28 protein-coding genes and 1 pseudogene are annotated in these 25,365 nt (G+C 68.3%); 14 read left to right on the top strand and 15 right to left on the bottom strand.

What is annotated here, in order from left to right:
- Nucleotides 1–15: 15 nt before the first annotated feature.
- From A3ES_RS0108085 to A3ES_RS0108100, 4 genes are all read right to left on the bottom strand, one after another.
- A complete protein-coding gene (locus A3ES_RS0108085; RefSeq protein ID WP_026162665.1) occupies nucleotides 16–1,701 on the bottom strand; it encodes a Mur ligase family protein in 1,686 nt (561 codons plus the stop codon).
- A complete protein-coding gene (fabI, locus tag A3ES_RS0108090) occupies nucleotides 1,701–2,477 on the bottom strand; it encodes an enoyl-ACP reductase FabI (RefSeq protein WP_020386290.1) in 777 nt (258 codons plus the stop codon). Before fabI ends, A3ES_RS0108085 begins: the two co-directional genes overlap by 1 nt.
- Before the next feature lie 27 nt (nucleotides 2,478–2,504).
- On the bottom strand, nucleotides 2,505–3,209 hold the full coding sequence (gene fabG / locus A3ES_RS0108095) for a 3-oxoacyl-[acyl-carrier-protein] reductase (protein WP_020386291.1): 705 nt from the start codon (nucleotides 3,207–3,209) through the stop codon (nucleotides 2,505–2,507).
- Nucleotides 3,210–3,396: 187 nt separating this feature from the next.
- Entirely contained in the window at nucleotides 3,397–3,609 is a 213-nt protein-coding gene (locus tag A3ES_RS0108100; protein WP_020386292.1) for a dodecin, read from the bottom strand.
- A 72-nt stretch (nucleotides 3,610–3,681) separates the two neighbouring features.
- Here A3ES_RS0108100 and A3ES_RS46575 point away from each other — a divergent pair, with 72 nt between their 5' ends.
- Together A3ES_RS46575 and A3ES_RS0108110 are read left to right on the top strand one after the other, a co-directional pair.
- Nucleotides 3,682–4,005: a DUF3099 domain-containing protein gene (locus A3ES_RS46575; RefSeq protein WP_083933265.1), complete on the top strand. Its 324-nt coding sequence runs from the start codon at nucleotides 3,682–3,684 to the stop codon at nucleotides 4,003–4,005.
- A gap of 210 nt (nucleotides 4,006–4,215) precedes the next feature.
- On the top strand, nucleotides 4,216–4,449 hold the full coding sequence (locus tag A3ES_RS0108110) for a hypothetical protein (protein WP_020386294.1): 234 nt from the start codon (nucleotides 4,216–4,218) through the stop codon (nucleotides 4,447–4,449).
- Between the two features lie 80 nt (nucleotides 4,450–4,529).
- On the opposite strand, the gene moaA is transcribed toward A3ES_RS0108110, so the two are convergent.
- Nucleotides 4,530–5,546, bottom strand: coding sequence for a GTP 3',8-cyclase MoaA (gene moaA / locus A3ES_RS0108115; protein ID WP_026162667.1), 1,017 nt, complete (start codon nucleotides 5,544–5,546; stop codon nucleotides 4,530–4,532).
- Between the two features lie 68 nt (nucleotides 5,547–5,614).
- Between moaA and A3ES_RS0108120 the strand changes: the two genes are divergently transcribed.
- Both A3ES_RS0108120 and A3ES_RS0108125 read left to right on the top strand, forming a co-directional pair.
- A complete protein-coding gene (locus tag A3ES_RS0108120; RefSeq protein ID WP_237744882.1) occupies nucleotides 5,615–6,412 on the top strand; it encodes an SURF1 family cytochrome oxidase biogenesis protein in 798 nt (265 codons plus the stop codon).
- Between the two features lie 75 nt (nucleotides 6,413–6,487).
- Nucleotides 6,488–7,243, top strand: coding sequence for an SDR family oxidoreductase (locus A3ES_RS0108125; protein ID WP_020386297.1), 756 nt, complete (start codon nucleotides 6,488–6,490; stop codon nucleotides 7,241–7,243).
- A gap of 4 nt (nucleotides 7,244–7,247) precedes the next feature.
- Here A3ES_RS0108125 and A3ES_RS0108130 read toward each other — a convergent pair whose 3' ends face one another.
- The gene (locus A3ES_RS0108130; RefSeq protein ID WP_020386298.1) at nucleotides 7,248–8,327 is read right to left on the bottom strand and encodes a DNA polymerase domain-containing protein; all 1,080 of its coding nucleotides are present in this window, start codon (nucleotides 8,325–8,327) and stop codon (nucleotides 7,248–7,250) included.
- A 171-nt stretch (nucleotides 8,328–8,498) separates the two neighbouring features.
- Here A3ES_RS0108130 and A3ES_RS0108135 point away from each other — a divergent pair, with 171 nt between their 5' ends.
- From A3ES_RS0108135 to A3ES_RS0108150, 4 genes are all read left to right on the top strand, one after another.
- Complete coding sequence (locus A3ES_RS0108135; RefSeq protein ID WP_020386299.1) at nucleotides 8,499–10,094, top strand: M4 family metallopeptidase; 1,596 nt, start codon at nucleotides 8,499–8,501, stop codon at nucleotides 10,092–10,094.
- Between the two features lie 117 nt (nucleotides 10,095–10,211).
- On the top strand, nucleotides 10,212–10,631 hold the full coding sequence (gene msrB / locus A3ES_RS0108140; protein ID WP_020386300.1) for a peptide-methionine (R)-S-oxide reductase MsrB: 420 nt from the start codon (nucleotides 10,212–10,214) through the stop codon (nucleotides 10,629–10,631).
- 82 nt (nucleotides 10,632–10,713) lie between these two features.
- The gene (locus A3ES_RS0108145) at nucleotides 10,714–11,202 is read left to right on the top strand and encodes a hypothetical protein (RefSeq protein ID WP_020386301.1); all 489 of its coding nucleotides are present in this window, start codon (nucleotides 10,714–10,716) and stop codon (nucleotides 11,200–11,202) included.
- 198 nt (nucleotides 11,203–11,400) lie between these two features.
- Nucleotides 11,401–11,964, top strand: coding sequence for a molybdopterin-dependent oxidoreductase (locus tag A3ES_RS0108150; protein WP_272944602.1), 564 nt, complete (start codon nucleotides 11,401–11,403; stop codon nucleotides 11,962–11,964).
- A gap of 4 nt (nucleotides 11,965–11,968) precedes the next feature.
- On the opposite strand, the gene A3ES_RS0108155 is transcribed toward A3ES_RS0108150, so the two are convergent.
- The gene (locus A3ES_RS0108155; RefSeq protein ID WP_020386303.1) at nucleotides 11,969–12,346 is read right to left on the bottom strand and encodes a VOC family protein; all 378 of its coding nucleotides are present in this window, start codon (nucleotides 12,344–12,346) and stop codon (nucleotides 11,969–11,971) included.
- A gap of 3 nt (nucleotides 12,347–12,349) precedes the next feature.
- On the bottom strand, nucleotides 12,350–13,051 hold the full coding sequence (hemQ, locus tag A3ES_RS0108160) for a hydrogen peroxide-dependent heme synthase (protein ID WP_020386304.1): 702 nt from the start codon (nucleotides 13,049–13,051) through the stop codon (nucleotides 12,350–12,352).
- Nucleotides 13,052–13,139: 88 nt separating this feature from the next.
- Between hemQ and A3ES_RS46580 the strand changes: the two genes are divergently transcribed.
- On the top strand, nucleotides 13,140–13,784 hold the full coding sequence (locus tag A3ES_RS46580; protein ID WP_157630387.1) for a DUF4328 domain-containing protein: 645 nt from the start codon (nucleotides 13,140–13,142) through the stop codon (nucleotides 13,782–13,784).
- Here A3ES_RS46580 and hemG read toward each other — a convergent pair.
- Genes hemG through hemE form a run of 3 tightly spaced genes read right to left on the bottom strand, consistent with a single transcriptional unit; the run spans nucleotide 13,773 to nucleotide 16,797 of the window.
- Nucleotides 13,773–15,191: a protoporphyrinogen oxidase gene (hemG, locus tag A3ES_RS0108170; RefSeq protein WP_040454203.1), complete on the bottom strand. Its 1,419-nt coding sequence runs from the start codon at nucleotides 15,189–15,191 to the stop codon at nucleotides 13,773–13,775. The genes A3ES_RS46580 and hemG overlap by 12 nt on opposite strands.
- A gap of 12 nt (nucleotides 15,192–15,203) precedes the next feature.
- Nucleotides 15,204–15,719, bottom strand: coding sequence for a GNAT family N-acetyltransferase (locus A3ES_RS0108175; protein ID WP_237744884.1), 516 nt, complete (start codon nucleotides 15,717–15,719; stop codon nucleotides 15,204–15,206).
- The gene (gene hemE / locus A3ES_RS0108180; RefSeq protein WP_040454250.1) at nucleotides 15,712–16,797 is read right to left on the bottom strand and encodes a uroporphyrinogen decarboxylase; all 1,086 of its coding nucleotides are present in this window, start codon (nucleotides 16,795–16,797) and stop codon (nucleotides 15,712–15,714) included. The genes A3ES_RS0108175 and hemE overlap by 8 nt, the downstream gene beginning before the upstream one ends.
- An 83-nt stretch (nucleotides 16,798–16,880) precedes the next feature.
- Between hemE and A3ES_RS0108185 the strand changes: the two genes are divergently transcribed.
- Both A3ES_RS0108185 and A3ES_RS46585 read left to right on the top strand, forming a co-directional pair.
- The gene (locus A3ES_RS0108185) at nucleotides 16,881–17,483 is read left to right on the top strand and encodes a DUF3000 domain-containing protein (RefSeq protein WP_020386309.1); all 603 of its coding nucleotides are present in this window, start codon (nucleotides 16,881–16,883) and stop codon (nucleotides 17,481–17,483) included.
- Nucleotides 17,480–18,769 (top strand): HRDC domain-containing protein, encoded by a 1,290-nt coding sequence (locus tag A3ES_RS46585; RefSeq protein ID WP_020386310.1) that lies wholly within the window; start codon nucleotides 17,480–17,482, stop codon nucleotides 18,767–18,769. Before A3ES_RS0108185 ends, A3ES_RS46585 begins: the two co-directional genes overlap by 4 nt.
- Here the strand turns inward: A3ES_RS46585 and A3ES_RS0108195 are convergent.
- A complete protein-coding gene (locus A3ES_RS0108195; protein ID WP_020386311.1) occupies nucleotides 18,766–19,428 on the bottom strand; it encodes a TetR/AcrR family transcriptional regulator C-terminal domain-containing protein in 663 nt (220 codons plus the stop codon). The genes A3ES_RS46585 and A3ES_RS0108195 overlap by 4 nt on opposite strands.
- Nucleotides 19,429–19,525: 97 nt before the next feature.
- On the opposite strand from A3ES_RS0108195, the gene A3ES_RS0108200 reads away from it, so the two are divergent.
- Nucleotides 19,526–20,215: an NAD(P)-dependent oxidoreductase gene (locus A3ES_RS0108200; protein WP_020386312.1), complete on the top strand. Its 690-nt coding sequence runs from the start codon at nucleotides 19,526–19,528 to the stop codon at nucleotides 20,213–20,215.
- A 19-nt stretch (nucleotides 20,216–20,234) separates the two neighbouring features.
- On the opposite strand, the gene A3ES_RS0108205 is transcribed toward A3ES_RS0108200, so the two are convergent.
- Together A3ES_RS0108205 and A3ES_RS0108210 are read right to left on the bottom strand one after the other, a co-directional pair.
- Nucleotides 20,235–20,720 carry a glutathione peroxidase gene (locus tag A3ES_RS0108205; RefSeq protein WP_020386313.1) on the bottom strand — a complete coding sequence of 162 codons (486 nt, stop codon included), beginning with the start codon at nucleotides 20,718–20,720 and terminating at the stop codon, nucleotides 20,235–20,237.
- A 148-nt stretch (nucleotides 20,721–20,868) separates the two neighbouring features.
- Nucleotides 20,869–21,531, bottom strand: coding sequence for a hypothetical protein (locus A3ES_RS0108210; protein ID WP_020386314.1), 663 nt, complete (start codon nucleotides 21,529–21,531; stop codon nucleotides 20,869–20,871).
- A gap of 170 nt (nucleotides 21,532–21,701) precedes the next feature.
- Here A3ES_RS0108210 and A3ES_RS0108215 point away from each other — a divergent pair, with 170 nt between their 5' ends.
- Entirely contained in the window at nucleotides 21,702–22,901 is a 1,200-nt protein-coding gene (locus A3ES_RS0108215) for a thiolase family protein (protein WP_020386315.1), read from the top strand.
- Nucleotides 22,898–25,012, top strand: coding sequence for a 3-hydroxyacyl-CoA dehydrogenase NAD-binding domain-containing protein (locus tag A3ES_RS0108220; RefSeq protein WP_020386316.1), 2,115 nt, complete (start codon nucleotides 22,898–22,900; stop codon nucleotides 25,010–25,012). The genes A3ES_RS0108215 and A3ES_RS0108220 overlap by 4 nt, the downstream gene beginning before the upstream one ends.
- Before the next feature lie 118 nt (nucleotides 25,013–25,130).
- On the opposite strand, the pseudogene A3ES_RS0108225 reads toward A3ES_RS0108220, so the two are convergent.
- A pseudogene (locus tag A3ES_RS0108225) lies at nucleotides 25,131–25,365 on the bottom strand (IS256 family transposase); the annotation flags it as partial.

Raw genomic sequence — 25,365 nt, forward strand, 5'->3', positions numbered from 1 at the left:
GTGGGGTCCCGGGGATCAGTGCTGTGCTCGTTCGACCTTCGCCTTCAAGGTCTCCGGGTTATCGACGGTAGCTCCCTCGGACCGCAACCAGGCGTCAAGACTCGCCCGATCCTGCAGAGACATCACCGCGACCACGTCACCGGCCTGCGCCTCGCCGACCAGCGCTTGCGCCGCCTCGAGCTCGGTCGGGAAGGCCGGTACGTCGTCGACGCCGACCGAGCTGGTGCCTTCGCGGAAGACCGCTTCCAGCTCCTCCGGCGGTCGGCCGCGCAGGTACTCGCCCTTATGCCCGATCACCACGCGGTCAGCGCCGCGGGCACCGATCGCGCCCATCGCGGTGACCATGTCGTCGGCCCGGTCCCCCGGCGAGCCCAGCGCCAGCAACAGCCGCCCACCCGGCCTGCGGACACCGTTCATGATCTCGAGCAGCGCTTCCAGGCCGGCCTCGTTGTGCGCGAGGTCGATCACCACGGTGAAGTCGCGGACGGAGTACATGTTCATCCGGCCCGGGTTGTTCTCGGCCGGCGAGAACGTGCTCAGCCCTTCGATCACCGCGGCGCGCGGCAGCCCGAGGCCGAGTGCGGCCGAGGCCGCGGCGAGCGCGTTCTCGACGTTGTAGTGCGACAGGCCGGACAGCGTCATCGGGACGTCGACGACCTTCAGCAGCGGCTCGGCGTCGCTGGACTGGTCGAGCACGGTGATGAATCCGTCCAGCACGGTGGTCGCCCGGCCGCCCTCGTCGAGCACGCTCCGGATCGACGGCGAGTCGGGATCGCGGGAGAACACCCAGCACTTGGCCGGCGAGTCGAGCCGCATCGCGAACGTCCGCGGGTCGTCGCCGTTCACTACGCACCAGCCGCGCGGCCGGGTGATCTTGGTGATCACGGCCTTCACCTCGGCGAGCTGGTCGACGGTGTCGATCCCGCCCAGGCCGAGATGGTCGGCGGTGACGTTGGTGACGACGGAGACGTCGTTGTAGGCCACCCCGACGCCGCGTCGCAGGATGCCGCCGCGGGCCGTCTCGGTGACGGCCAGCTGGACGCCCGGCTGGGAGAGCACCTGGCCGGCGCCGCTCGGGCCGGAGAAGTCGCCGTACTTGACCAGCTCGCCGTCGAAGTACACGCCGTCGGTGCTGGACCAGCCGGTGTGCAGGCCGGCCGCGCGGCCGATGTGCGCGATCATCCGCGAAGTGGTCGTCTTGCCGTTCGTACCGGTGACGGCGACGACAGGGATCTTCGGCCGCAGCGTCGGCGGCGCGTTGCCGGCCGGTTCGTTGCGGACCCGGTCGCCGACGGCCGCGACCAGCTCGGGCAGCTCTTCGGTGCCGAAGGCATCGACCACCTCGACGATCGCCTCGCCCAGCGCCCGGGCACGACCCTCGTGCGCCCACGGGAACGCCACCACGAGCTGGTGCACGTCCGTCCCCGACCGCACCCGTACGCCGATCCGCCCGATCCCCGCCTCGCGCGCGATCCGCCGGACGATATGCCCGACGACCCGTACGGCGAACCGCTGCCGGAACCCCGACCCGATCCGCCCGGGCCGGGTCGCGCCGAGCCCGAGCGCCGACGCGTACGCCTTCGCGGCCGGTGCCGGTGCATCGATGAGAGCGGTCAGATCAAGCGTGAGCTTGACCGCCGCGCGACTGAAGTAGAGGTTGGCTCCGTCCAGCACGCGGAGCTCTACCAATGACGATGACACTAGGCACCCATCGCGTGAAAGCCGCCATCGACGTGGATGATCTCGCCGGTGGTGGAGGGGAAGAAGTCACTGAGCAGAGCGACGATCGTCTTGCCTGTCGGCTCCAGGTCGGACGGGTCCCAGCCCAGCGGGGCCTGGTCCAGCCACGGTCCCTCGAACTTCTCGAAGCCCGGGATCGCCTTCGCCGCCAGCGTCTTCAACGGCCCGGCCGAGACCAGGTTGCACCGGATCCCCTGCGCGCCCAGATCACGCGCTAGGTACCGCGAGGTCGACTCCAGCGCTGCCTTCGCGACACCCATCCAGTCGTACCCCGGCCAGGCGACGGACGCGTCGAAGGTCAGCCCGACGATGCTGCCGCCACGGCTCATCAGCGGCGCACAGGTCACCGCCAGCGACTTCAGGCTGTACGCCGAGACCTGCACCGCGCGCGACACGTCGTCCCACGGACCCTCGAGGAACTTGCCGCCGAGGATCGTCTCCGGGTTGCCGTAGGCAATGGAGTGCACGACGCCGTCCAGGCCGTCGACGTGCTCGCGGATCGCGTCCGGCAGCGCCGCCAGGTGCTCGTCGTCGGTGACGTCCAGCTCGATCACTGGCGGTTCGACGGGCAGCCGTTTGGCGATCCGTTTGGTGATACTCAAGGCGCGACCGAAGTTCGAGATCAGCACCGTGGCGCCTTGTTCCTGCGCCACCTTGGCGGTCGCGAAACCGATCGAGGAGTCGAGCGTGACGCCCGCGACCAGGATGCGCTTGCCGTCGAGGATGCCCACCGGCATGCCCTTTCTTGGAAAAAGAAGAAGTGGTTAGTTGCCCATGCCGATGCCGCCGTCGACCGGGATCACGGCGCCGGTGATGTAGCCGGCCTCGTCCGAGGACACCCAGCGCACGACGTTGGCGATCTCTTCGGTCAGCCCGAACCGGCCGAGCGGGATCTGGCTCAGGTACTGCTTCTGGGTCTCCTCCGGCAAGACGGCGGTCATGTCGGTCTCGACGAAGCCCGGGGCGACCACGTTCGTGGTGATCCCGCGGCTGCCGAGCTCGCGGGCCATCGACCGCGCCATCCCGATCAGGCCGGACTTGCTGGCGGCGTAGTTCACCTGGCCGGGTGAGCCGAGCATGCCGACCACCGAGGAGATGAAGACGATCCGGCCCCGGCGCAGCCGCAGCATGCCCTTGGCGGCCCGCTTGGCGACCCGGAACGAGCCGGTCAGGTTCGTCTGGATGACGGCGTCCCAGTCGTCGTCGGACATCCGCAGCAGCAGTGTGTCGCGGGTGATGCCGGCGTTCGCGATCAGCACCTCGACCGGGCCGTGCTCGGCCGCGATGGTGTCGAACGCGGCGTCCACCTGGGCGCTGTCGGTGACGTCACACTTGACCCCGAGGAACCCCTCCGGCGGCTCGCCGCTGCGGTAGGTGACCGCGACCTTGTCGCCCGCCTCCTTGAAGGCGGTCGCGATGGCCAGGCCGATGCCCCGGTTCCCGCCGGTGACCAGTACCGATCTCGACACGTTTGCCTCTCCTCACTGAACGACTCGGCCGCCCGTACGGCGCTGCCGCACGAACGGTATCGCCCGCCACCCTCACCTGTTCATTCGCCCCTTTTTCACCCGCTCTGCGAGCTCGCAGGCCTGAGCGTCTTCGGCGTGGCGGGTGAAAAAGGGGCGAATGAACAGGTGAGGGGTGGCGGTGTGCTGCTCAGGAGTCTTCGAGGCGGAAGCCGACCTTCAGGCCGACCTGGTAGTGGTCGATCGCGTTGTCGACGATGTGACCGCGGATCTGGGTCACCTCGAACCAGTCCAGGTGCCGCAGCGTCTCGCCGGCCCGGGTGATCGCGTTCGTGATCGCCGCGTCGACCCCCTCCTTGGAGGTGCCGACGATCTCGGTGACGCGGTAGGTGCGATCGGTCATGACAGTTCCCCTTCGCCTGGGTGCGCTCCGGCTTCCGCCTCGGCGTACCGTTGGTGTTGGTGAGGAGAATAGATGTCACAGCGTCATAAGCGGGGTCGTGAGCGGGCCGGCGAAACCGTCATTTCGGTGACGAGTGCGCAGCCCGGCCGGTCGGAGGACCTGGAGAGCAGGATCTTCCGCTACGCCTGGATGATGTCGTTGCGGGTGGTGTGTTTCGTGGGCGCTGTCGTGACCCCTTCACCGTGGCGCTGGATCCTGCTGGTCGGCGCCGTCCTCCTGCCCTCGGTGGCGGTCGTCCTGGCCAATGCGCGGCGGACGGCGAAGGTGTCCGGACCCGAGGTCTACGTACCGCCGGCCAGGCCCGAACTGGGTCCGGAACACGACACCAAAAAGTGATCCGCGTCGGGACTGGATTCTCACGATGGATCCGTGTCAGAATCTCCCGCGTGCTCTGAAGTGCATGGATGAAATTCAGAGACTTGATGCGGCGTCGGACGGCTCCCCCCGTGGCTGTCCGACGTCGCTTCATTTTGTCCAGGCTATTGATTATTGAGTGGTCAGGAACAATTGCCCGGACCGACCGGAATGCCTCCAGGAGATCCCCCGATGAGCGATGCCGTCAGCGATGCCGCGACCGATCAGGGAGACCTGCCGTCCGTCTGCTCTGCAAGGGGATGCGGGCAACCCGCCACCTGGGCACTGTTGTGGAACAACCCGAAGATCCACACGCCCGACCGGCGCAAGACCTGGCTGGCCTGTGACGAGCACAAGGAGAGTCTGTCCGACTTCCTCGGCCGGCGTTCTTTCCTGCGCGAGGTCGAGCCTTTCCCGCAGCCCTAACTGCGGCCTTCGGCGGGCGTTACAGCAGAAAAAGTAAATTTCCGGTTCAGAAAGCTTTCGCGACCCGGCTGCTTCGGTACTCAGCCACCGATCGCGGACATCGGCCGGACCGGCTGCAGAAAGCTCGGATCGTTGATGCCGTGGCCGGGCAGTTTGCCCCGCATCGCGCGACGCCAGCGGTCCGCGAGTTCCTCGTCGTCCGCACCCGCGCGCAAAGCCGTCCGGAGATCGGATTCGGTCCGGGCGAACAAACAGTCGCGGACCTGACCGTCGGCGGTCAGCCGGACCCGGTCGCAGTCTCCGCAGAACGGCCGCGTCACGCTCGCGATGATGCCGACCGTGGCCGGTCCGCCGTGGACCGTGAACGACTCCGCCGGCGCGCTGCCGCGAGTCGCCGCGTCCGTCGCCGCCAGGCCGAAGCGATCGCAGAGCATGTCGAGGATCTCGTCGGCGGTGACCATCTGGTCACGGCTCCAGCCGTGCTGGGCGTCCAGCGGCATCTGCTCGATGAACCGCAACTCATAGCCGTGGTCGAGGCAGAACTGCAGCAACTCGGGCGCCTGGTCGTCGTTGAGGCCGCGCATCAGCACCGCGTTGACCTTCACCGGGGCCAGGCCGGCCTCGTGAGCCGCCGCCAGGCCGGCCAGGACGTCCTTGAGGCGGTCCCGCCGGGTGATCTCCTGGAATGTGTCCTGCCGAACCGTGTCGAGGCTCACATTCACCCGGTCCAGTCCGGCGTCGCGCAGGGCTTCCGCCTGGCGGGCTAGACCGATTCCGTTCGTGGTGAGCGAGACCTGCGGCCGCGGCCGCAGCTGCGTAGTACGGGTGACGATGTCGACCAGGCCGCGGCGCAGTAGCGGCTCTCCGCCGGTGAAGCGGATCTCGTCGACGCCCAGCTGGTTCACCGCCACCGAAACCAGGCGGACGATCTCGTCATCGGTCAGCAGTTCCGGCTTGGCGAGCCAGTCCAGACCTTCCTCGGGCATGCAGTAGGTGCAGCGCAGATTGCAGCGGTCAGTGAGCGACACGCGCAGATCTGTAGCGACCCGGCCGTAGTTGTCGGCGAGGCCTAGCGGAGTCCTGCTGGGCGGTGTCACAGGCCCAGCCTACGTCCCAATGGACAGGCGGGAGCTGGGCGTTTCGGTGGATGGCTTAAGTTCGAACTGTGCGTCGTCTGATAAATCCGCGGTGGATCGCCGCCGCGTTGCTGATCCTGGCCCTGGCCGGGGCCTGCGTAGAGCTCGGTCGTTGGCAGCTGCACCGGCTGGATTCCCGCAAGTCGCACAACGAGGTCACCCGCACCAATCTGGCTGCTCCGGCAGCTCCGCTGGCCGGGATCGTCGGGCCGGAGCGGGTGGTCGGCGAACAACACGACTGGCGTACCGCCGTGGTCACCGGCCGGTACGACGCCTCCAAACAGGTCGTGATGCGCTATCGGAACGTGAACGACCGTCCCGGCTTCGAGATCGTCACGCCACTGCTCCTTTCCGACGGCACCGCAGTACTGGTCGACCGCGGGTTCCTGGCTCGGCAGGGTGGGGAGCTGGCCCCGAGCAACATCCCCGCCGTACCGTCCGGCGAGGTCACGGTCACTGGCCGGTTGCGCCGCAGCGAGCGTGGCGGAAAAACAACCGGCGGTACGCCGACTGACGGCACCGCTCGGCTCATCAACGGGCCCGACTTCGCCAAGGCGCTCGGGCTGCCCCTTTACGACGGGTATCTGACGGTGGAGCAGCAGGTTCCCGCTGCCGACCCGGCCTTTCGTGGATTTCCCGGGCCCGAGATCGACTCCGGTCCGCACTTCTTCTACGCGCTGCAATGGTTCTTCTTCGCGCTGCTGGCCCTCGGCGGGCTGGTCTACTTCTCCCGGCGGGACGTGACAGACGCGCAATCCACCTCTGAAGATTCATTGCCCTCCGCAACAAAATCGGCCGATACACAGCGGAGTACGGCTGGTTCGTAAGGACTGGTTGCCGTTGCTTCTGGCCACCACCGGCGTGTCGGCGCGAGATGTGGTGGTCTGAGGCAGGATGGTGCCGTGGACCTCGGACTTCGTGATCGCATCTATATCGTTACCGGCGCCAGTGGCGGGCTCGGCTTCGCAACAGCGAAAGCTCTGGCCGCGGAAGGTGCCCGGCTGGTGATCTCCAGCCGCAACGAGGAATCGATCTCACGAGCGGCAGCCGAACTGGGCGACCAGGTCGTCGGCATCCCGGTCGACAACGCCGACCCGGAGAGCGCGGAGCGGCTGGCCGCGACCGCGATCGCCAAGTGGGGCGCCTTGCACGGCGCGCTGATCAGCGTCGGCGGTCCCCGTCCCGGTACGGCGATGGACACCGAGGAGGACGACTGGCGAGCAGCCTTTGACAGCGTTTTCCTCGGCGGACTGCGGATCGCGCGATCGGTCGCTCGAGCGGGCTCGGAGGGGACGTCGATCGCCTTCGTGCTGTCGTCGTCGGTGAAGTCGCCGATCGCCGGCCTGGCGATCTCCAACGGTCTGCGCCCGGGGCTCGCGATGGTGGCCAAGACGCTCGCCGACGAGCTCGGGCCGAACGGCGTCCGGGTCAACGGCCTGATGCCCGGCCGGATCGCGACCGACCGGCTGAAGGAGCTCGACGGCAAGAGCAGCGACCCGGACGCGGCTCGCCGCGCCTCGGAGAAGACCATCCCGCTGCGCCGCTACGGCATGCCCGACGAGTTCGGCCGGGTCGCCGCGTTCGTCCTCTCCCCCGCCGCGTCGTACCTGACGGGCGCCATCATCCCGATCGACGGCGGCGCCCTCCGCGCGATCTGACTTCCTACTCCTCGGGGTCCTTCGGGCGGTCCTTTGGGCGGTCACGGTCCTTCGACGGCTGTACGCGCTTCGGCTCGCCGGGCATCTTCGGGTACTCCGGCGGGTAGGGCATGTCGCCTTCGCCCAGGTCGCGTTCCTGCTTGGCGGACAGCTCGAGCAGCGAGTCCAGCGAGAACGCCTTCTCGCCGACGGCCGCGTGCAGGTCACCGACCTCGGCGAAGCGGGCCGGCATCGTCAGTACGTCGAAGTCGTCCGGCACCACCTCGGACACCTCCTCCCACCGCAACGGTGCCGACACCCGGGCTCGTGCGTTGGGACGGACGGAGTACGCCGATGCGATCGTGCGGTCGCGGGCCATCTGGTTGTAGTCGATGAAGACGCGTTCGCCGCGCTCCTCCTTCCACCAGTTCACCGTCACCTGGTCGGGCATCCGGCGGGACAGCTCGCGACCGACCGCGATCACCGCGCGCCTGGCCTGGATGAAGTCCCAGCGCGGCTCGATCGGCACGTAGACGTGTAGCCCGCGACCGCCGGAGGTCTTCGGGTACCCCTCCAGACCGTGCTCGGCCAGCAGCTCACGGAGTACCGGAGCCACTACGGCGGCGCTCTTGAAGTCCGTACCGGGCTGGGGGTCGAGGTCGATCCGCAGCTGGTCCGGTGAGTCCAACTCCGGGCGCCGGACCGGCCAGGGGTGGAAGGTGAGGGTGCCGAGGTTGGCCGCCCAGGCGACCACTGCCAGCTCGGTCGGACAGACCTCGTCGGCGGGCCGGCCGCTGGGGAACTTGATCGTCGCGGTCTCCACCCACTCGGGCGCGCCCTTGGCGACCCGCTTCTGGTAGAACGCGTCGCCCTTGTTGTCCATCCGGGTGGACAGCTTCGCGCCCTCGAACCAGCCGCCCGGCCAGCGCTCCAGCGTGGTCGGCCGGTCCCGGAGCGCGCCCAGGATGCCGTCGCCGACCGCGACGAAGTAGTTCACGATGTCCAGCTTGGTCAGTCCACGGTCCGCGAAGTACGGCTTGTCCGGATTGCTCACCCGGACCGTCCGCCCCGCGATCTCCAGCTCGATTGCCTTGGTCGCCGCCATGGTGGGGACGCTACCGCCCGCCTCGGACCAAAAGCTGTGAGCGCGCGGTCTGTGCCACTGGAAAGGCAACTTTTCCCAACCTCTACCCACGCTAGGTGACTGAGCGGTAACGTGCCTGCACCTCGTTCCTGGGGCGTGAGGCCCCCGGGACAGTCTTGAAGGAGCGCGAGGATGAACAAATCCGCCCTGCTCGCCGCTGCCACCGCAGTGGTGACCGCAACAGCTCTAGGCCTGACCGGGGCCACCACGGCCACCGGCGCACCCAAGGCCGACCCAGGCCCGACCCCCGCCACAGCGGTCGCCCGGGCCAAGGCCGCGATCGCCGAGAACCTCGGCACCCTCAAAGCCACCGGCGCCGACGCGTTCGCAGTACGCGATGTCATCCTGGACGCCGACGGCTCCAGCCACGTCCGGATGGACCGCTCCATCGGCGGTCTCCCGGTCCTGGGTGGTGACGTGGTCGTGCACCAGGCCAAGGACGGCACCTGGAAGGGCGCCAGCCTGAGCCTCGGCCGGTCGGCGAACGTCAGCCGGACACCCAAGGTCAGCAGCGCCACGGCACTCGCCAAGGGGGTCACCGGCGGTCTCAAGGCCGAGGGCAAGCCCAGCCTGGTGATCGAGGCCCGCAAGGGTGCTCCGCGGCTCGCGTACCTGGTGCGCAGCGGCGGTACGCAGGCCGACGGCACGCCCAGCCACGTGACCACGACGATCGACGCGCTGACCGGCGCCAAACTCGTCAGCGAGCAGCACGTCCAGACGGTCGGCGGCGACGGCAAGAGCCTGTACTCCGGGACCGTCGCGATCGACACCACCGCGGTGACGGGCGGGTTCAACCTGACCGACTCGACCCACGGCAACGGGACGACCCTCGACGCGCAGAACAAGACCGACTCGATCTGGTGCCAGATCTTCGGGATCGGCTGCCCGGTCGCGGCGAAGTTCCTCGACGCGGACAACCACTGGGGCAACGGCCTGAACACCGACCGGGCCTCGGCCGCGGTGGACGCGCACTATGGCGCGGCGACCACGTTCGACTACTTCAAGGTCAACCATGCCCGCAACGGCATCTTCAACGACGGCAAGGGCGTTCCGAGCCGGGTGCACTACGGCGTCAACTACGTGAACGCCTTCTGGGACGGCAAGAAGATGACGTACGGCGACGGCGACGGCGTCATCGCGGGACCGCTCGTGTCGATCGACGTGGCCGGCCACGAGATGTCCCACGGTGTCACCTCGGCGACCTCGAACCTGACCTACTCCGGTGAGTCCGGCGGCCTGAACGAGGCCACCAGCGACATCTTCGGCACAACGGTCGAGTTCTACGCCAACAACACGAACGACCCGGGCGACTACTACATCGGCGAGGAGATCATGAAGGACCGCCCGGCGCTGCGCTACATGGACAAGCCGAGCAAGGACGGCAACTCGAAGGACTGCTGGTACTCCGGCATCGGCAACATCGACGTGCACTACTCCTCCGGCGTGGCGAACCACTTCTTCTACCTCGCCTCCGAGGGCAGCGGCGCCAAGACCATCGGCGGCCTGCCGCACAACTCGTCCACCTGCAACGGATCGACCGTGACCGGCATCACCCAGGCCAAGGTCGCCAAGGTCTGGTACCGCGCGCTGACGACGTACTTCACCACCGGTACGACGTACGCGCAGGCCCGGACCGCGACGCTCAACGCGGCCACCGACCTGTACGGCGCTTCGAGCCAGGAGCGGGCAGCCATCGCGGCCGCCTGGTCGGCCGTCAGCGTCAACTGACCGGAGTGACGTCGCCGGGTCCTGTCCCACTGGGGCGGACAGGACCCGGCGATCACGGCTGTCTTACGTAGCCGCTCCGGACGGGGTTTCGGTTGACCGGCCGCCGATAATGGAGCCATGACCGATAGCACCAACCAGTACGCCGTACAGAAGTCAGACGAGGAGTGGCGGGCCAAGCTGTCGCCCGCGGAGTTCCAGGTACTGCGCAAGGCCGGCACGGAGCGGCCGTTCACGGGTGAGTACACAGACACCAAGACGATCGGCGTCTACAAGTGCCGGGCGTGTGACGCGGAACTGTTCCGCAGCGAGACCAAGTTCGACTCCCACTGCGGCTGGCCGTCCTTCTTCGCCCCACTGGCCGAGAACCGAGTGGAGTACATCGAGGACCACGACCTCGGCATGAAGCGGGTAGAGGTCCGCTGCGCCAACTGCGGCTCCCACCTAGGCCACGTCTTCGAAGGCGAGGGCTACGGCACCCCCACCGACCTCCGCTACTGCATCAACTCCGTCAGCCTGTCGCTCGCGCCCGCGGAGTAGCGATCGAAGGCATCGATGAGCCTCCGGTTTGCGATGATCGGCCCAGCGGTGGTTGCCGCGGGAGCCGGACAGGTGAGGTGCGATGCCGAAGGAAGATCCGGTCGAGCAGTGGACGGCTGAGTTACAGCAAAACGGCCGGGTGGTACTGCGCGTACGCCGCGGCAAGATCGCGTTCGTGGCCTTCATCGCCGCCATCGGGATCGTCAACGGCGTCAATGTCGGTCAGGAGCTACTCGCTGACACCTGGAGTGCCTACGACTACGTTCGCACAGCGATCGCTGTCTTCGCGGCGGTTCACGTGCTGAGTTCACTCGACAACATGCGCGGTGGACGGTCGCGAGTGACCGTCGACGACGGTGGTGTCTCGATCGGACGGAGCCGGCTCGCTTGGTCCGAGATCGACCGGGTGGACGTGCAGGACGACGCGGTCACACTGCACTCAGGGCTCCCCGGTGAGCAGACACTCACGGTGCGGGACCTGGTCCTCCGTCACCCCAAGGATTTCGCTGCCTGGCTGGACACCGAACTCCGAACCCGGGTCCGACCCGCGTCTCTTGACGCTGCGGAGTAGCCGCTGCATCTCATCCCGGCGGTGGAGGTGGGTTCAGTCTGCAGGGCGATGCCGGGATGGGTGGGATGCAGAGATGCTTCGTCCATGGGACGAGACAGTGGGCTTCCGCCGGGGCAGCGTCGGGTTGAGGGGTTTCCGCGGTTCGGGACGCATCTCTCGAAGCCTCCTCCGGCTGTGCCGGTGGACCCGGTGATCAAGGTGCGCGGAGCGGTGACCGAGAAGCTCGACCTTCCGCTCGCCACGCTCTCGGCCCTGCCACGCAAGGAGATCAAAGCCGACTTCCATTGCGTGGCCGGCTGGTCGGCGACCGACCTGGTCTGGGAAGGCGTCTTGTTCGAGACGTTCTACCGGACTCACCTCGAACCGGTCCTTCGGCCGGGAACCACGATCACGCATATCGCGTGTCGTGCACTCGACGGGTATGAAGGCGTGTTCACGATCGACGACATCCTGGCCGACGACGTACTCATCGCATTCAACCTCGACGGCCGCCCGCTCGACAGCGACCACGGAGCGCCGGTTCGCCTGGTCAGCCCCCGTCAGTACGGCTACTTCAGCGTCAAGCACCTGTCTGGCGTCGCGCTACTGACCGCCGCACCGCCCATCACCGAAGGTCCGGTGCTCAGGAGTCATCCCCGAGGCAGGGTCTGGGAAGAGGAGCGGCACGGACTGTTGCCCGGGCGGGTCGTTCGGCCCTTCTACCGGAGCTTGATTCGCCCGATCAGGTACCTCAGCTCGCGCGGCTCACGTCCGCGGGCCTGAGTGCTCAGATCGGGGTAGCCAGGGCGACCGGGTTGTTGTCGGGGTCGGAGATGTAGGCCTGGCGTTCGCCCCAGGGCATGGTGGCGGGTTCCTGGAGGACTGTGTAGCCGGCGGTGCGGAAGGTTTCGACGGTGGGTTCGACGGCGTCGACGTACACGAAGAGTTCGAAGCGGGGGGCTGTGCCGACGGTGATGCCGAGTTGGGCTTCGGGCCAGCTGGAGTCGGCGATGCCCAGGGAGGACTCGCCGCGCTCCAGTCCGACGTAGTGCGGGTCGCCTTCGAGCGGGAACTGGTACCGCGTCTCGTAGCCGAGCAGACCGTAGAACTCGACCGACCTGCGGACGTTCGACACGTACAGGACCGGGAAGGCTTTGCGCTCCATCCGTCAGGCCAGGTTCGCGATCAGGTCACTCAGCTGGGTCCGCTTGCCGGTGTAGAAGGGGACCTCCTCGCGCACATGGCGGCGGGCCGTCGAGGCGCGCAGGTCGCGCATCAGGTCGACCATCCGGTGCAGCTCGTCCGCCTCGAACGCCAGCATCCACTCGTAGTCGCCGAGTGCGAACGACGCCACCGTGTTCGCCCGTACGTCGGGGTAGGTGCGCGCCATCTTGCCGTGCTCGGCAAGCATGAACCGGCGCTCCTCGTCCGGCAGCAGGTACCACTCGTAGGACCGGACGAACGGGTAGACGCACACGTAGCCGCGCGCCTCCTCGTCGGCCAGGAACGCCGGGATGTGGCTCTTGTTGAACTCCGCCGGCCGGTGCAGCGCGAACTGCGACCAGATCGGCGCCAGGTGCCGGCCGAGCCGCGAGCGACGCAGTACGTGGTACGCCTTCTGCAGCGCGTCGGAGGTCGGCGCGTGCCACCAGACCATGAAGTCGGCATCGGCGCGGAAGCCCTCCACGTCGTACCAGCCGCGGATCACCACGTCCTCGTCGGCGGCCAGCTTGCCCAGCTGATCAGCGAGCTCCGCGACGAGCTCGTCGCGATCCACCTCGCCGAGCGGCGTCTCCACCTTGAACACCGACCACATGGTGTAGCGGATCACATTGTTCAGCTCGCGCGCCTTCGGCTTCGTCTCGGTCACCCAGCCATTGTCACCAATGCGTTCACGTCACTGTGCACCCGGGTTGGCGCTATCGTGCGCGAAGCCAGATACCGCAGGGGGGAACACCATGAGAGATCTGCCCAAAGTCACGTCGGTCCTTGTGTGGCTCGCCGTCCTCGGCCAGCTGCTGTACACCGGGTCGCAGTGGCACGCGTATGTGGTCCTCAAAGACGACCCCCAGAGATTCGACCCGGTCGCCATCAACGTGATCGATGGGATCTACGGCGTCGTAGGCCTGGCCGCGGCGGTGACGTTCATCGTCTGGCTGCGCCGGGTGCGCGCCGCCGCGGAGCGCTTCACCAAGGCGCCGCACCGGCGCAGCCGAGGCTGGGTGATCGGCGGCTGGCTGGTCCCGATCGTCAGCCTCTGGTTTCCCAAGCAGATCGTCGACGACATCATCGCGGCCAGCGACCCCCGGACCTCGCCGCAGGCCGAGACACTGCCGCCGTTGCGTTCCAGCGTCGTCCAGGTCTGGTGGGCCACCTGGATCGCCGGCACCTTGGTGGAATTCGCCGATCCTGGCTTTTTCGCCGACCAGCAGGGCGCCCGCGATCTCCTCACGGCAGCGCTCGCCACGACCGCCAGCGCAGTGCTGATGGTCGTCTGCGCGGTCTATGCCGTCCGGGTGATCCAGCTGATCACCAACTTGCAGGCATCACGGCCTCACACGGCGTGGTGGGAGACCGATACGTCGCCCGCGTCAGCCAGCTAGGGTCAGCGCGTCCAGGTGAGCCTGCGCCTGGGCTGCAGCCTTCCCTGCTGAGGCTATGCACGCAGCGATGCCGACACCCCGGTACGCCGCTCCGCACACCGCCAGACCGGGCTGGTCGGCTACAGCCGTCTCTACTCGGTCAATGCGGTCCAGGTGACCTACCGCGTACTGCGGAAGCCCTCCACCCCACCTGGTGATGAGCGACCCGACCACGGGCGCCTGCAAACCCACAGCGGCCCGTAGATCCGCAGCAGCGAGTGCCGTGAGCTCCTCATCGGACCGCTGGAGCACATACTCCTCACCGAGCCGCCCGACAGAGCAGCGCAGTACTGCGAGGTCTCCCCCGGCGTCGGCGGACCACTGCCACTTGGCGTGAGAGTAGGTCGACGCCTTGATGGTGCGGCCCTCTACAGATGGGACGAGGAATCCGGACCCCGTCGCACCCTCGGGCCAGTCCTTCTTGCGTACTGCGAGCGTGACGATCGCCATGCTCGCGTACTCGATGCTCTGTAGCTCAGTGGACGCCTGCGGGACCAGGTCGGCTAGCATCCGGGCCGCTGGGGTGGCAGGGACGGCTACGACGACCGCATCGGCCTGCAGGATCGTCGGGGCGGGCACTGGGCCGGTCTCCAGCTCGTAGCCGTCCGCAGTACGGCGGATTCGGCGTACGGTCGCGCTGCGGTGGATCTGGACGCCGCGGGCGAGCAGATCGGCTTCCAGTGCGGTGATGAGCCGGTTGACGCCGCCTTTGATGCCGGCGAAGACAGGCTCGCCGGCGGCGTTGCGGCGCTGGCCTGTCTCCCGCAACTCGGCCGTTGCCGCCAGCAAGCTCGGTGCGGTCTGCAGCTTGGCGTAGAGCTCCGGTACTGCGGCCGCCAGCGAGATCTCCTCGGCACGACCGGCGTAGACCCCGCCGAGCAGCGGATCGACGAGCTTGTCGGAGACAGCGGCGCCCATGCGTTGAGCGACGAACCGGCCGATCGCCACGTCCTCGGTGAGTGCCGGTGCCGGGAGGTCGGGCTCGTGCGCGACCGCCTCGGCGGCCTCCTTGCCCAGGACATCGACTGCGGCGCTCGCGTCGGTGGGAACGCCCATCACGGTCGGCGGGATGGCGCGGATCCGATCGCCGATCCACAGCCCGGCCGAGGTCGTCGCCGGGTGGACCAGGTCGTCGCCCAGACCGACGGCGCGGATCAGGTCGATGCCCTCGGGACGCCGGGCGAGGACGGACTCGGCACCCAGGTCGACAGGGACGCCCTCTAGCTCGGCACCGGCCAGCTTGCCGCCGAGTCGCGGCGACGACTCAAGGACGGTTATCCGCGGTGGATTGGGCCCACTCGCCAATGCGTGAGCCGCCGCCAAACCGCTGATCCCGCCACCGACGACAACTACAGACCTACGCTCCACGGGTCCATCAGATCAGACCGTCAAAGAGCGGCGGTAGGTGAGGTTGGGGCGGCCCTCGTAAGTCGTCTCGCCGACTACTACGAAGCCTGTGCGGTCCAGTACCGCCCGGGACGCCCCGTTGGCCACGCTGGTCCCGGCGCGCAGCTCCTGCAGGCCGTACTGCCATGCTGCGAGCGCACAGACCTCGAGCACCGCCGCCGTCGCCAACCCGCGGCCAGTTGCGCTCTCCGCGATTCGGTAGCCAAGCTCCGCCGAGCCGTCCGCGACGTCGACCAGGTTCACCCGGCCGATCACCCGGCCGTCGTCGTCCACCAGCACGTGGAAGTGGAGCTCACCGGCCTCCTGGTCCGTCACCAGGGCCTGGTGCCTGGCGGCGAACTCCGCGAAGTACTCGTCGCCGCGATCCGCGATCCGGGCAGCGAAGTACTCACGGTTCTCCACCTCGAAGGCGAGCACCGCGTCCGCGTGGTCGGCGCGCAGACGCTCGAGGCGCACACCTGCCGGCAGACCGCCCGCGCTTTCAGGCACGAGTGGACTTGGCGTGGACGGCCTGGACGACCTGGTGGAGGACGTCGGGATCCGTGGTCGGGGGGACGCCATGGCCGAGGTTGAAGATATGGCCGGGGGCCGCCTTCCCCTCGGCGAGGATGCGGTCGATCTCGGGCTCGATCGCGTCCCAGCCGGCGATGAGCAGCGCCGGGTCGAGGTTGCCTTGGACGGGCTTCGGCGTACCGCTCGCGGCCGTGATTCGGCGTACGGCCTCATCCAGCGGCACTCGCCAGTCGACCCCGACGACGTCTGCGCCGGCCTCGCTCATCAGGCCGAGCAGCTCACCCGTGTTCACACCGAAGTGCAGCCGCGGTACGCCGTACTGCGCCAGCGCGTCGAAGACCTTCGCCGAGTGCGGCTGGACGAACTCGGCATAGTCGCGCGCCGACAACCCGCCCGCCCACGAGTCGAACAGCTGGATCGCCGACGCGCCCGCCTCGATCTGCACAGACAGGTACGCGATCGCGACATCGGCAAGTCGGTCGGCCAGCGCGTGCCAGAGCTTCGGGTCGCCGTGCATCAGCGCCTTCGTCTTCGCGTGATCCTTGCTCGGCCCGCCCTCGACCAGATACGACGCGACGGTGAACGGCGCCCCCGCGAACCCGATCAACGGGATCGCGCCGAGCTGTGACGTCAGCTCCTGCACCGACTCCGTGACGTAGGAGACGTCCGCCGGCGTCACCGGCCGCACCGACTCGAGATCATCGAACGACCGGACCGGCGAGGCGACGACCGGGCCGATACCGGGCTGGATCTCCAGGTCGACGCCCACTGCCTTCAGCGGCAGCACGATGTCGGAGAAGAAGATCGCCGCGTCCACGCCGTAACGGCGTACGGGTTGCAGCGTTATCTCCACGACGAGGTCGGGTCGCTGACAGGACTCGAGCATCGTCGTGCCTTCGCGGATCGCCCGGTACTCCGGCAGCGAGCGACCCGCCTGACGCATGAACCAGACAGGCGTGTGCGGGACCGGAACACCTCGGGCCGCGCGCAGGAAGGCGGACTCCGGTAGGGCATCGGTAGCGGTGGGTGATTGAGCATGTCGCGTCACGGGCACAGGACCGATGATCCCATGCCCGGAACCGGTCACCGGCGCGTCGTCACCGGCGTCGGTGAGTAATCAGTCGTAGGCTGCGTTGCATGGGTGCCCGCAAGCAGGTCGACGCGCCACCCGCGGAGTTCGCCGAGGCCCTGACGCAGTTGCGTGAGGCCCGGTTCAGGCCCGAGGTGTTCGTCGAGGAGATGCCCGCACCGCAGCGGATCGCACCGCATGCGGCGGCGGTCAGCGCCGATGTGACGGTCGATGGTGACGATGTCGCCACCGGCCGGCTGGTCGTCCTCTACGACCCCGCGGGGAACGACGCCTGGCAGTCGACCTTCCGCTGTGTCGCGTATGTGCGCGCTGCCGTCGAACCGGAGATGGTGACGGACGCGCTGCTCGGTGGCGTGGGCTGGACCTGGCTGATGGAGGCACTTGCCGACCGGGGCGCGGAGTTCCTGGCGCCGAGCGGTACCGTCACTCGGGTGGTATCCGAGAGTTTCGGCGGGATGGCCGACGACGACGCGACGGCGGAGATCGAGATCCGTGCGTCTTGGAGCCCTGTGCCGGGCCCGGACGGGATGGTCGACGTGACGCATCATGCCGAGGCCTGGGGCGAGGTGCTCTGTACAGCGGCGGGACTCCCGCCGGTGCCGCCGGGGGTGGTCGCGATGCCGACCCGGCGCGGTCAGCGGGGCCGATGAGCCCGGCCGAGACCCAGCAGCAGCCGCCCGTCCCGGATGACTCCACCGAGAACCTGCCACTGCTCGAACTGCGCGACGGCCTGTCGGACGTCGTCGACACCGACCCCGCGCTCACCGAGGTGGTCGAAGCCTTCCGGGCCGGCACCGGCCCGGTCGCCGTCGACGCCGAGCGCGCCTCCGGCTACCGCTATTCGCACCGGGCGTACCTCGTCCAGCTGCGCCGGGTAGGTTCCGGCTCGGCGCTGGTCGACCCGATCCCGTTCGGCGACCTGTCGGCACTCGGCGACGCGATCATCGACGCCGAATGGATCATCCACGCCGCGAACCAGGACCTCGCCTGCCTCGCCGAGGTCGGGATGGTCCCGCGATCCATCTTCGACACCGAGCTGGCCGGCCGGCTGCTCGGCTACCCCAAGGTCGGGCTGGCCTCGCTGGTCAGCGAGGTACTCGGCTACAAGATGCGCAAGGAGCACTCGGCGGCCGACTGGTCGACGCGTCCGCTGCCCGGCCCGTGGCTGATCTACGCCGCGCTCGACGTCGAGATGCTGATCGAGCTGCGTGACGCGATCGAGGCCGAGCTACGCCGCGAAGGCAAATGGGAGTGGGCTCAGCAGGAGTTCACCGCGATCCTCAACGCCCCGCCCCGCGAGCCCAAGCCGGACCCGTGGCGGCGTACGTCGGGAATGCACCGGGTGCGCAACCGCCGCAGCCTGGCCGTCGTTCGCGCCCTGTGGGAAGCCCGCGACCAGATCGCCGAATCCGCCGACATCTCCCCCGGCCGCATCCTCCCGGACGCGGCCATCGTCGAGGCCGCCGCGGCGATGCCCGTCGACCGTGACACGTTGCAGCGCCTCACCGCCTTCAAGGGCCGCGGCGCACACCGCCACATGCGCACCTGGTGGGAAGCGATCGACCACGCCCGCCGCCTCCCCGAGAGCGAACTCCCGAAACAAGGCCCCCGGTACGACGGCCCGCCACCGGCCCGCGCCTGGGCGGACCGCGATCCCGACGCAGCAGCACGGCTGTCAGCCGCCCGCTCAGCCGTCGGCGAGATCGCCGAAGCCCATCGCCTCCCCACGGAGAACCTCCTCTCCCCCGACACCATCCGCCGCCTGGCCTGGACCCCACCGGGCGACGCAGACCGGGCAGCCGTCTCAAGGTTCCTGCGCGAACACAATGCCCGCGAGTGGCAGATCGGTTTGACCGCCGAAGTCCTAACCGACGCCCTAACCACCGAAGCCCCACCCAGCGAACCGCTGGATCCGGGCGACGCGACACACCACTAGGCCTTGTCGGGCTGCAACGCGTCGAGGATCAGCATCAGACCGAACTCGAAATCGTCGTCCGAGTCGTAGCCCGGGGCAAGGACCTGCTCGGTGACGACCGCCGCGAGATTCGGGTAGGTGCCGGCCGGCAGGTCGCGCAGGATGTCGCTTGCGACCTCGTCGAGTTCGGCGGAGTTCGTGAACGGCAGGCTCAGCTCCTGGAGGACGAACCCGTACAGGTAGCTGTCGATCACGGAGAAGGCGCGCGCGGCCATCGCGACGGAGAAGCCCCCCGCCCGCAGCGCGCCCAGGACCGCGTCGTGGTGGCGCAGGGTCGCCGGTCCGGGCTCCTTGCGGGAATCCAGCAGGCCGACCGCCCAGGGATGGCGCCGAAGTACCGTGCGGGCCGAAGCGGAACGGTCGCGTAGCGCCTGCTTCCAGTCCGTGGTCGACGCCGGAAGGTCGATCTCGGCGAACACCGCTTCGACCATCCCGCCGAGGATGTCCTCCCGCCCGGCCACGTGGTTGTAGAGGGACATCGCTTCAACGCCCAGCCGGGCGGCGACCGCCCGCATAGTTACGCCGACTTGGCCCTTCTCATCGGCCAGCGCCATCGCGGCGGTGACGACCCGCTCCCGGCTGAGCGGTGCCCGCTTCGGTTTCGCGCTGCGCTCGCGCATGGTGCTCCTCTGCTGCCGCTTGACCTACTTACATTGTAAGTCTACCGTGACTTACGTCGTAAGTCAGACAGTGACTCACAGAGGGCGGGGAACGGATATGAAGGTCTGCGTCATCGGCGCTTCGGGCAAGCTCGGGCGGTACCTGGTTCGGCACGCGCTGGACCGCGGCTACGAAGTCGTCGGCGTTTGTCGCGAACGCAGCGTCCCGAAGCTCGCCGAGTTCGCGGACCGCATCACGGTGGTTCCCGGCCCCACGAACGACCCAGAGTTGATCCGGAAGGCGGTCGCCGGATGCGACGGCGTACTGACTGTGCTCGCTCCCTGGGGCGTGCAGCAGTACTCATCGGGTACGGCGCAGGCGGTGCTCGACTTCGCCGAGCCCGACGCGCGCCTGGTCTTCTCCTGTGGATGGCACATCAGCCGGGACGGCGAGGACAGGTACTCCTGGAGATTCAAGGCGACCGTCCGGATCGTCACCGTGCTGGCCCGCCTCTTGCGCGCTGTCGAGATCGACGACCAGGTGGAGGCCGGCCGGCGAATCTTCGCCAGCGACCGGCGGTGGACCGTCGTCCGCGGCAGCGACCTCGAGGAAGGCGAGAGTCAGGGCCTGCCGGTGTGGAGCCGCCACGTCGGCGACCCAGTGCTCGCGAGCAACCTGACCCGACGCGTGGACTTCGCCCTGTTCATGGTGGAGGCGCTCACCGACGACACCCTCGTCCATGAGGCACCAGCAATCGTCGGCCGCCTCTCCCCCAGCGCCCTGGCCCACGCCGGCACCCGCAACTAGGCGGGGGCTGCCCGCAGTACTACGGCAGGGTCGACTCGATGGCGGTGGTGATTTCGGGGGACTCGGGGAGGACGTTGGGGCGGAAGCGGGTGGCGATGGTGCCTTCGGGGGTGATGAGGAACTTTTCGAAGTTCCACTGGACGTCGCCGGCGACACCCTCGGCGTCTGGTGCGGCGGTGAGGGCCTGGTAGAGCGGGTGGCGTCCCTCGCCGTTCACCTCGAGCTTGTCCAGCATCGGGAACGTCACGCCGTACGTCATCGAGCAGAACGTCTCGATCTCCTCGGCCGTGCCGGGCTCCTGGCCGCCGAACTGGTTACAGGGAACGCCGAGCACGGTGAAGCCGCGGGAGGCGTACTGCTTCTGCAGGTTCTCCAGGCCCTCGTACTGCGGGGTGAGGCCGCACTTGGATGCGACGTTCACCACCAGCACGGTCTTGCCCTTGTAGGCGGCCAGGGAGGTCTCCGCGCCGGACAGGGTGTGCAGCGGGATGTCGTGCAGGCTCATCTAGATCCTTAGTCGGTGGTAGGTCGGGCGCCGACTCGCCGAACTCAGCGTCGTCCAGGCGCCAGCAGATCTCGGGCGCGACGAGGTAGTACCCGAGTCCCGGATCTCCAAGGTCACCCAGGGAGCCTAACCGACCACCCCACAGGTACTACTGGGCCTCCACCGACTCCCGCCGGGCCACGGGCGCCGGAACCGGCATCCACGCCCTGCACTCGGCGATAGCCGCGCCCAGCAAGTCGTACAGCCGATCGTCCGGGTTGGGCACACAGGCCTGCGAGATGCCTTCCACCGCGCATGACACAGCCCGTGGAGCCGTCCGGCGCGCGAAGTCCGGCGTACCGCGGTGTGGCCGGGCAGTGAAGGCCCTGGCCCACTTGGTAGCTGCCGGTACTGCGTCCAGCGCCTCCTGGGCCTCAGTACGCAGGCTGTTGAAGGGCCTGCCGTCCAGCGCGGCCAGATTGCGCTCCGCCACCAGCAGGGCCACTGCCAGGATGTACTGCCGCTCCTGGGACACCACCGGCAACGCATGCTGGATGCACACCGCTGTCACCAGCGGTACGACGTGTGGGTCGTCCGGGGTCAGCCCGATTACCGACGGGATCAGTGGAGCCAGCCGAGTCCGCCCGGCGTCCGTCGTGCAGTCGTTGACGTCGCGGGCTACTCCAGCCAGCAGTGGATGGGTGCAGGCCGGATGATCCGACCAGGGCTCGCCTGCGAGATAAGACGCGAACTCCATGAAGCAGGCGCCCTTGCGAGGGTTGCGGTGTTTGCCCCGCGACAGGACCGGGACAGCGAGATCGAAGTTGTTCATTGCGGCTCCTGAGACGCTCCTGATCCCAGGATGCGCCCGATCGCGCCCGGATGCCACGCCTAACCTCCACTCGCTTGTGAGCAGCGGCACAGGCGTGGCGAGTTGGGGCTTCTGTTACCCACGGGTAGCATCGTGGTGCTCCCACTCCTGGAACCCAGAGGAGGGCCCTCGTGCCCCGTGAGATCCGCGATGTCGTGTTCGTCGACGGCGTTCGCACCCCGTTCGGCAAGGCCAAGGGCCAGTACGCCGAGACGCGCGCTGACGACCTGGTGATCAAGTGCATCCGTGAACTGCTACGGCGCAACCCGTCGCTGCCCCCGGAGAAGGTGGAGGAGGTCGCGATCGCGGCCACCACCCAGATCGGCGACCAGGGCCTGACCATCGGCCGGACCGCCGCCCTGCTGGCCGGCCTGCCGAACACCACCCCCGGCTATGCCATCGACCGGATGTGCGCCGGTGCCATGACCGCGGTGACGACCGTCGCCTCGGGCATCGCCTTCGGCGCGTACGACGTCGTTGTGGCCGGCGGCGTCGAGCACATGGGCCGGCACCCGATGGGCGAGGGCGTCGACCCGAACCCGCGGATCATCTCCGAGAAGCTGGTCGACACCAGCGCGCTGGTGATGGGCTCCACGGCGGAGAACCTGCACGACCGGTTCCCCTCGATCACCAAGCAGCGCACCGACGCCTTCGCTGTCGCCTCCCAGGAGCGCGCTGCCAAGGCGTACGCGAACGACCTGATCCAGCCGGACCTGGTCCCGATCGCGATCCGCTCGGCCGAGCAGGGCTGGGGTCTCGCGACCACTGACGAGCCGATGCGCCCGGGCACCACGATGGAAGACCTGGCCAAGCTGAAGACCCCGTTCCGCCCGCACGGCCGGATCACCGCGGGCAACTCGGCCGGCATCAACGACGGCGCCACCGCGTGCCTGCTGACCTCGGCCGAGGCAGCTGAGGAGCTCGGCCTCAAGCCGAAGATGAAGCTCGTCTCGTACGGCTTCGTCGGCGTCGAGCCCGAGGTGATGGGCATCGGTCCGGTGCCGGCCACCGAGAAGGCGCTGAAGCTGGCCGGCCTGACCATCGACGACATCCAGGCCTTCGAGGTGAACGAGGCGTTCGCCGTCCAGGCGATCGCTTTCCTCGAGCACTACGGCATCGCCGACGACGACCCGCGAGTCAACCCGTACGGCGGCGCGATCGCGTACGGCCACCCGCTGGCATCCTCCGGCATCCGGCTGATGAACCAGCTGGCCAAGCAGTTCGAGCTGCGGCCCGAGGTCCAGTACGGCCTGACCACCATGTGCGTCGGCCTCGGCATGGGCGGGACCGTCATCTGGGAGAACCCGAACTTCGAGGGGAACAAGGCATGAGCCTGCAGAAACTCATCGATCAGGCCGTGGCCATCGAGACTGACGAGGTCGTCACGCTGGCGCCGAGCCGCGATGTCGTGCTGCCGAACAAGGCCGGCACGATGGCGTTGATCACCCTCGACAACGGGCACGATCACACCAAGCCGAACACCTTCGGTCCCAAGGGTCTGGCCGAGCTCAACAAGGCGATCGACGCCGCGCTGGCGCGCGAGGACGTCGTCGCGATCGGCGTCACCGGCAAGCCGTTCATCCTGGCCGCCGGCGCCGACCTGACCGGCGTACCGAAGCTGACCGACCGCGAGCAGGCCGTGAACCTGGGCAAGATCGGGCACGGCGTACTGCGCAAGCTCGTCGACGGTGGCAAGCCGTCGTTCGCGTTCGTCAACGGGGTCGCGCTGGGTGGCGGGCTCGAGGTCGCGCTGCACGCGCAGTACCGGACGATCTCGGTCGCGGCCGGGATGATCTCGACGCCCGAGGTCTTCCTCGGCCTGCTGCCCGGCTGGGGCGGCAACTTCCTGCTGCCGAACCTGATCGGCGCCGACAAGGCCGTCAAGGTCGTGGTCGAGAACGCGCTGAACCAGAACAAGATGCTCAGCGGTCCCGAGGCGGTCAAGTTCGGCATCGGCGACGTGCTGCTGGACTCGGCCGACTTCCTCGAGCAGTCGCTGATCTGGGCGAGCAAGGTGCTGACCGGCGAGCTCACCGTCGACCGGCCGGAGATCGACCGCGGCGAGGCGTGGGACGCAGCCGTTGCCCGAGGCAAGGGTTTTGCCGACCTCAAGGTCTCCGGCGCGGCGCCGGCGCCGTACCGGGCCCTGGATCTCATCACCGCGGCCAAGGACAACGACCGCGATCGCGGGTTCGCGGCCGAGGACGAGGCACTCGCTGACCTGATCATGAGCGAGGAGCTGCGCAGCGGCCTCTACGCCTTCGACCTGGTCAACAAGCGGGCCAAGCGGCCGGCCGGAGCACCGGACAAGTCGCTGGCTCGCCCGGTGTCGAAGGTGGGCGTCGTCGGCGCCGGCCTGATGGCGGGTCAGCTGGCGCTGCTGTTCGTCCGCCGGCTGGAGGTGCCCGTGGTACTCACGGACCTCGACCAGGAGCGCGTCGACCGCGGCGTCGGCTACGTGCACGGCGAGATCGACAAGCTGCTCGGCAAGGGCCGGATCCGTCCGGACAAGGCGAACCAGCTGAAGGCACTCGTCACCGGCTCGGTGGATCGCACCGTCTTCGCGGATGCCGACTTCGTGATCGAGGCGGTCTTCGAAGAGCTGCAGCTGAAGAAGACGATCTTCGCCGACCTGGAGAAGATCGTCCGGCCGGACGCGATCCTGGCGACCAACACCAGCTCGCTGTCCATCACCGAGATGGCCGCCGACCTGGCGCACCCGGAGCGGGTCGTCGGGTTCCACTTCTTCAACCCGGTCGCGGTCCTGCCGCTGCTGGAGATCATCCGCGCCGGCCAGACAGACGATGCCGCGCTCGCGACGGCGTTCGCGGTTGGCAAGACGCTGAAGAAGTCCTGTGTCCTGGTCAAGGACGCGCCGGCCTTCGTGGTGAACCGGCTGCTGACCCGGTTCCTGGGTGAGGTCAGTGCGGCGGTCGACGAGGGAACGCCGATTCCCGAGGCAGACAAGGCATTGTCGGCACTCGGGTTGCCGATGCCGCCGTTCGTGCTGCTGCAGCTCGTCGGCCTGCCAGTCGCGCTGCACGTCGCGGAGACGATGAACCGGGCCTACCCCGATCGCTTCACGGTGTCGGAGAACCTCGCCAAGGTAGTTGCTGCTGGCAAGAGTTCGTTCTACGTCTGGAGCGCCGAGGGCAAGCCGTCGGTCGACCCGGAGGTCGAGGCGCTCGTCAGCGTCGGCGACAAGCCGTCCACGGCCGAAGAGCTGCGCAGCCGGGTGCTGACCGCGCTGGCCGAGGAGATCCGGATCATGCTCGACGAGGGCGTGGTCGCGGAGGCGCAGGACATCGACCTGTGTCTGCTGCTCGGTGCGGGCTGGCCGTTCCATCTCGGTGGCATCACGTCGTACCTGGACCGCAGCGGGATCGCCGAGAAGGTCAACAGCAAGCGATTCCTCCCCAAGGGCCTGGCCAGCCTCGCCTAGACCGCTGGGGGTCGGTCCGGCGCCGGAAGCCCGGTCCGGCCCCCAGCAATTGTCTGGCTCTCCTGACTGGAGCATGTCCCGAGTTGTGTGGAACTTGGGTGACGATCCACGGTGAACTCTAGGCGACGGCACCGACAGTTTCTGTGTGGTCGGTGGTGTCGGGGTGGGTGTGTCGGTGGAGGGCGGCGACGAGCTGTGGCATGTGTTTGTAGCCCTTGATGCGGCGGAAGGATCGTTCGGCGTTGAGCATGCCGGCCGCGGTCCAGCGCAGCACCATGTGCCCGTCGCGCCAGCGGGACACGTTGCGGTTGGTGGTTCGGGCGATCGAGATCATCGACTCCACGGGGTTGGAG

This window comes from Kribbella catacumbae DSM 19601 (assembly GCF_000372465.1).
Lineage (GTDB): Bacteria > Actinomycetota > Actinomycetes > Propionibacteriales > Kribbellaceae > Kribbella > Kribbella catacumbae.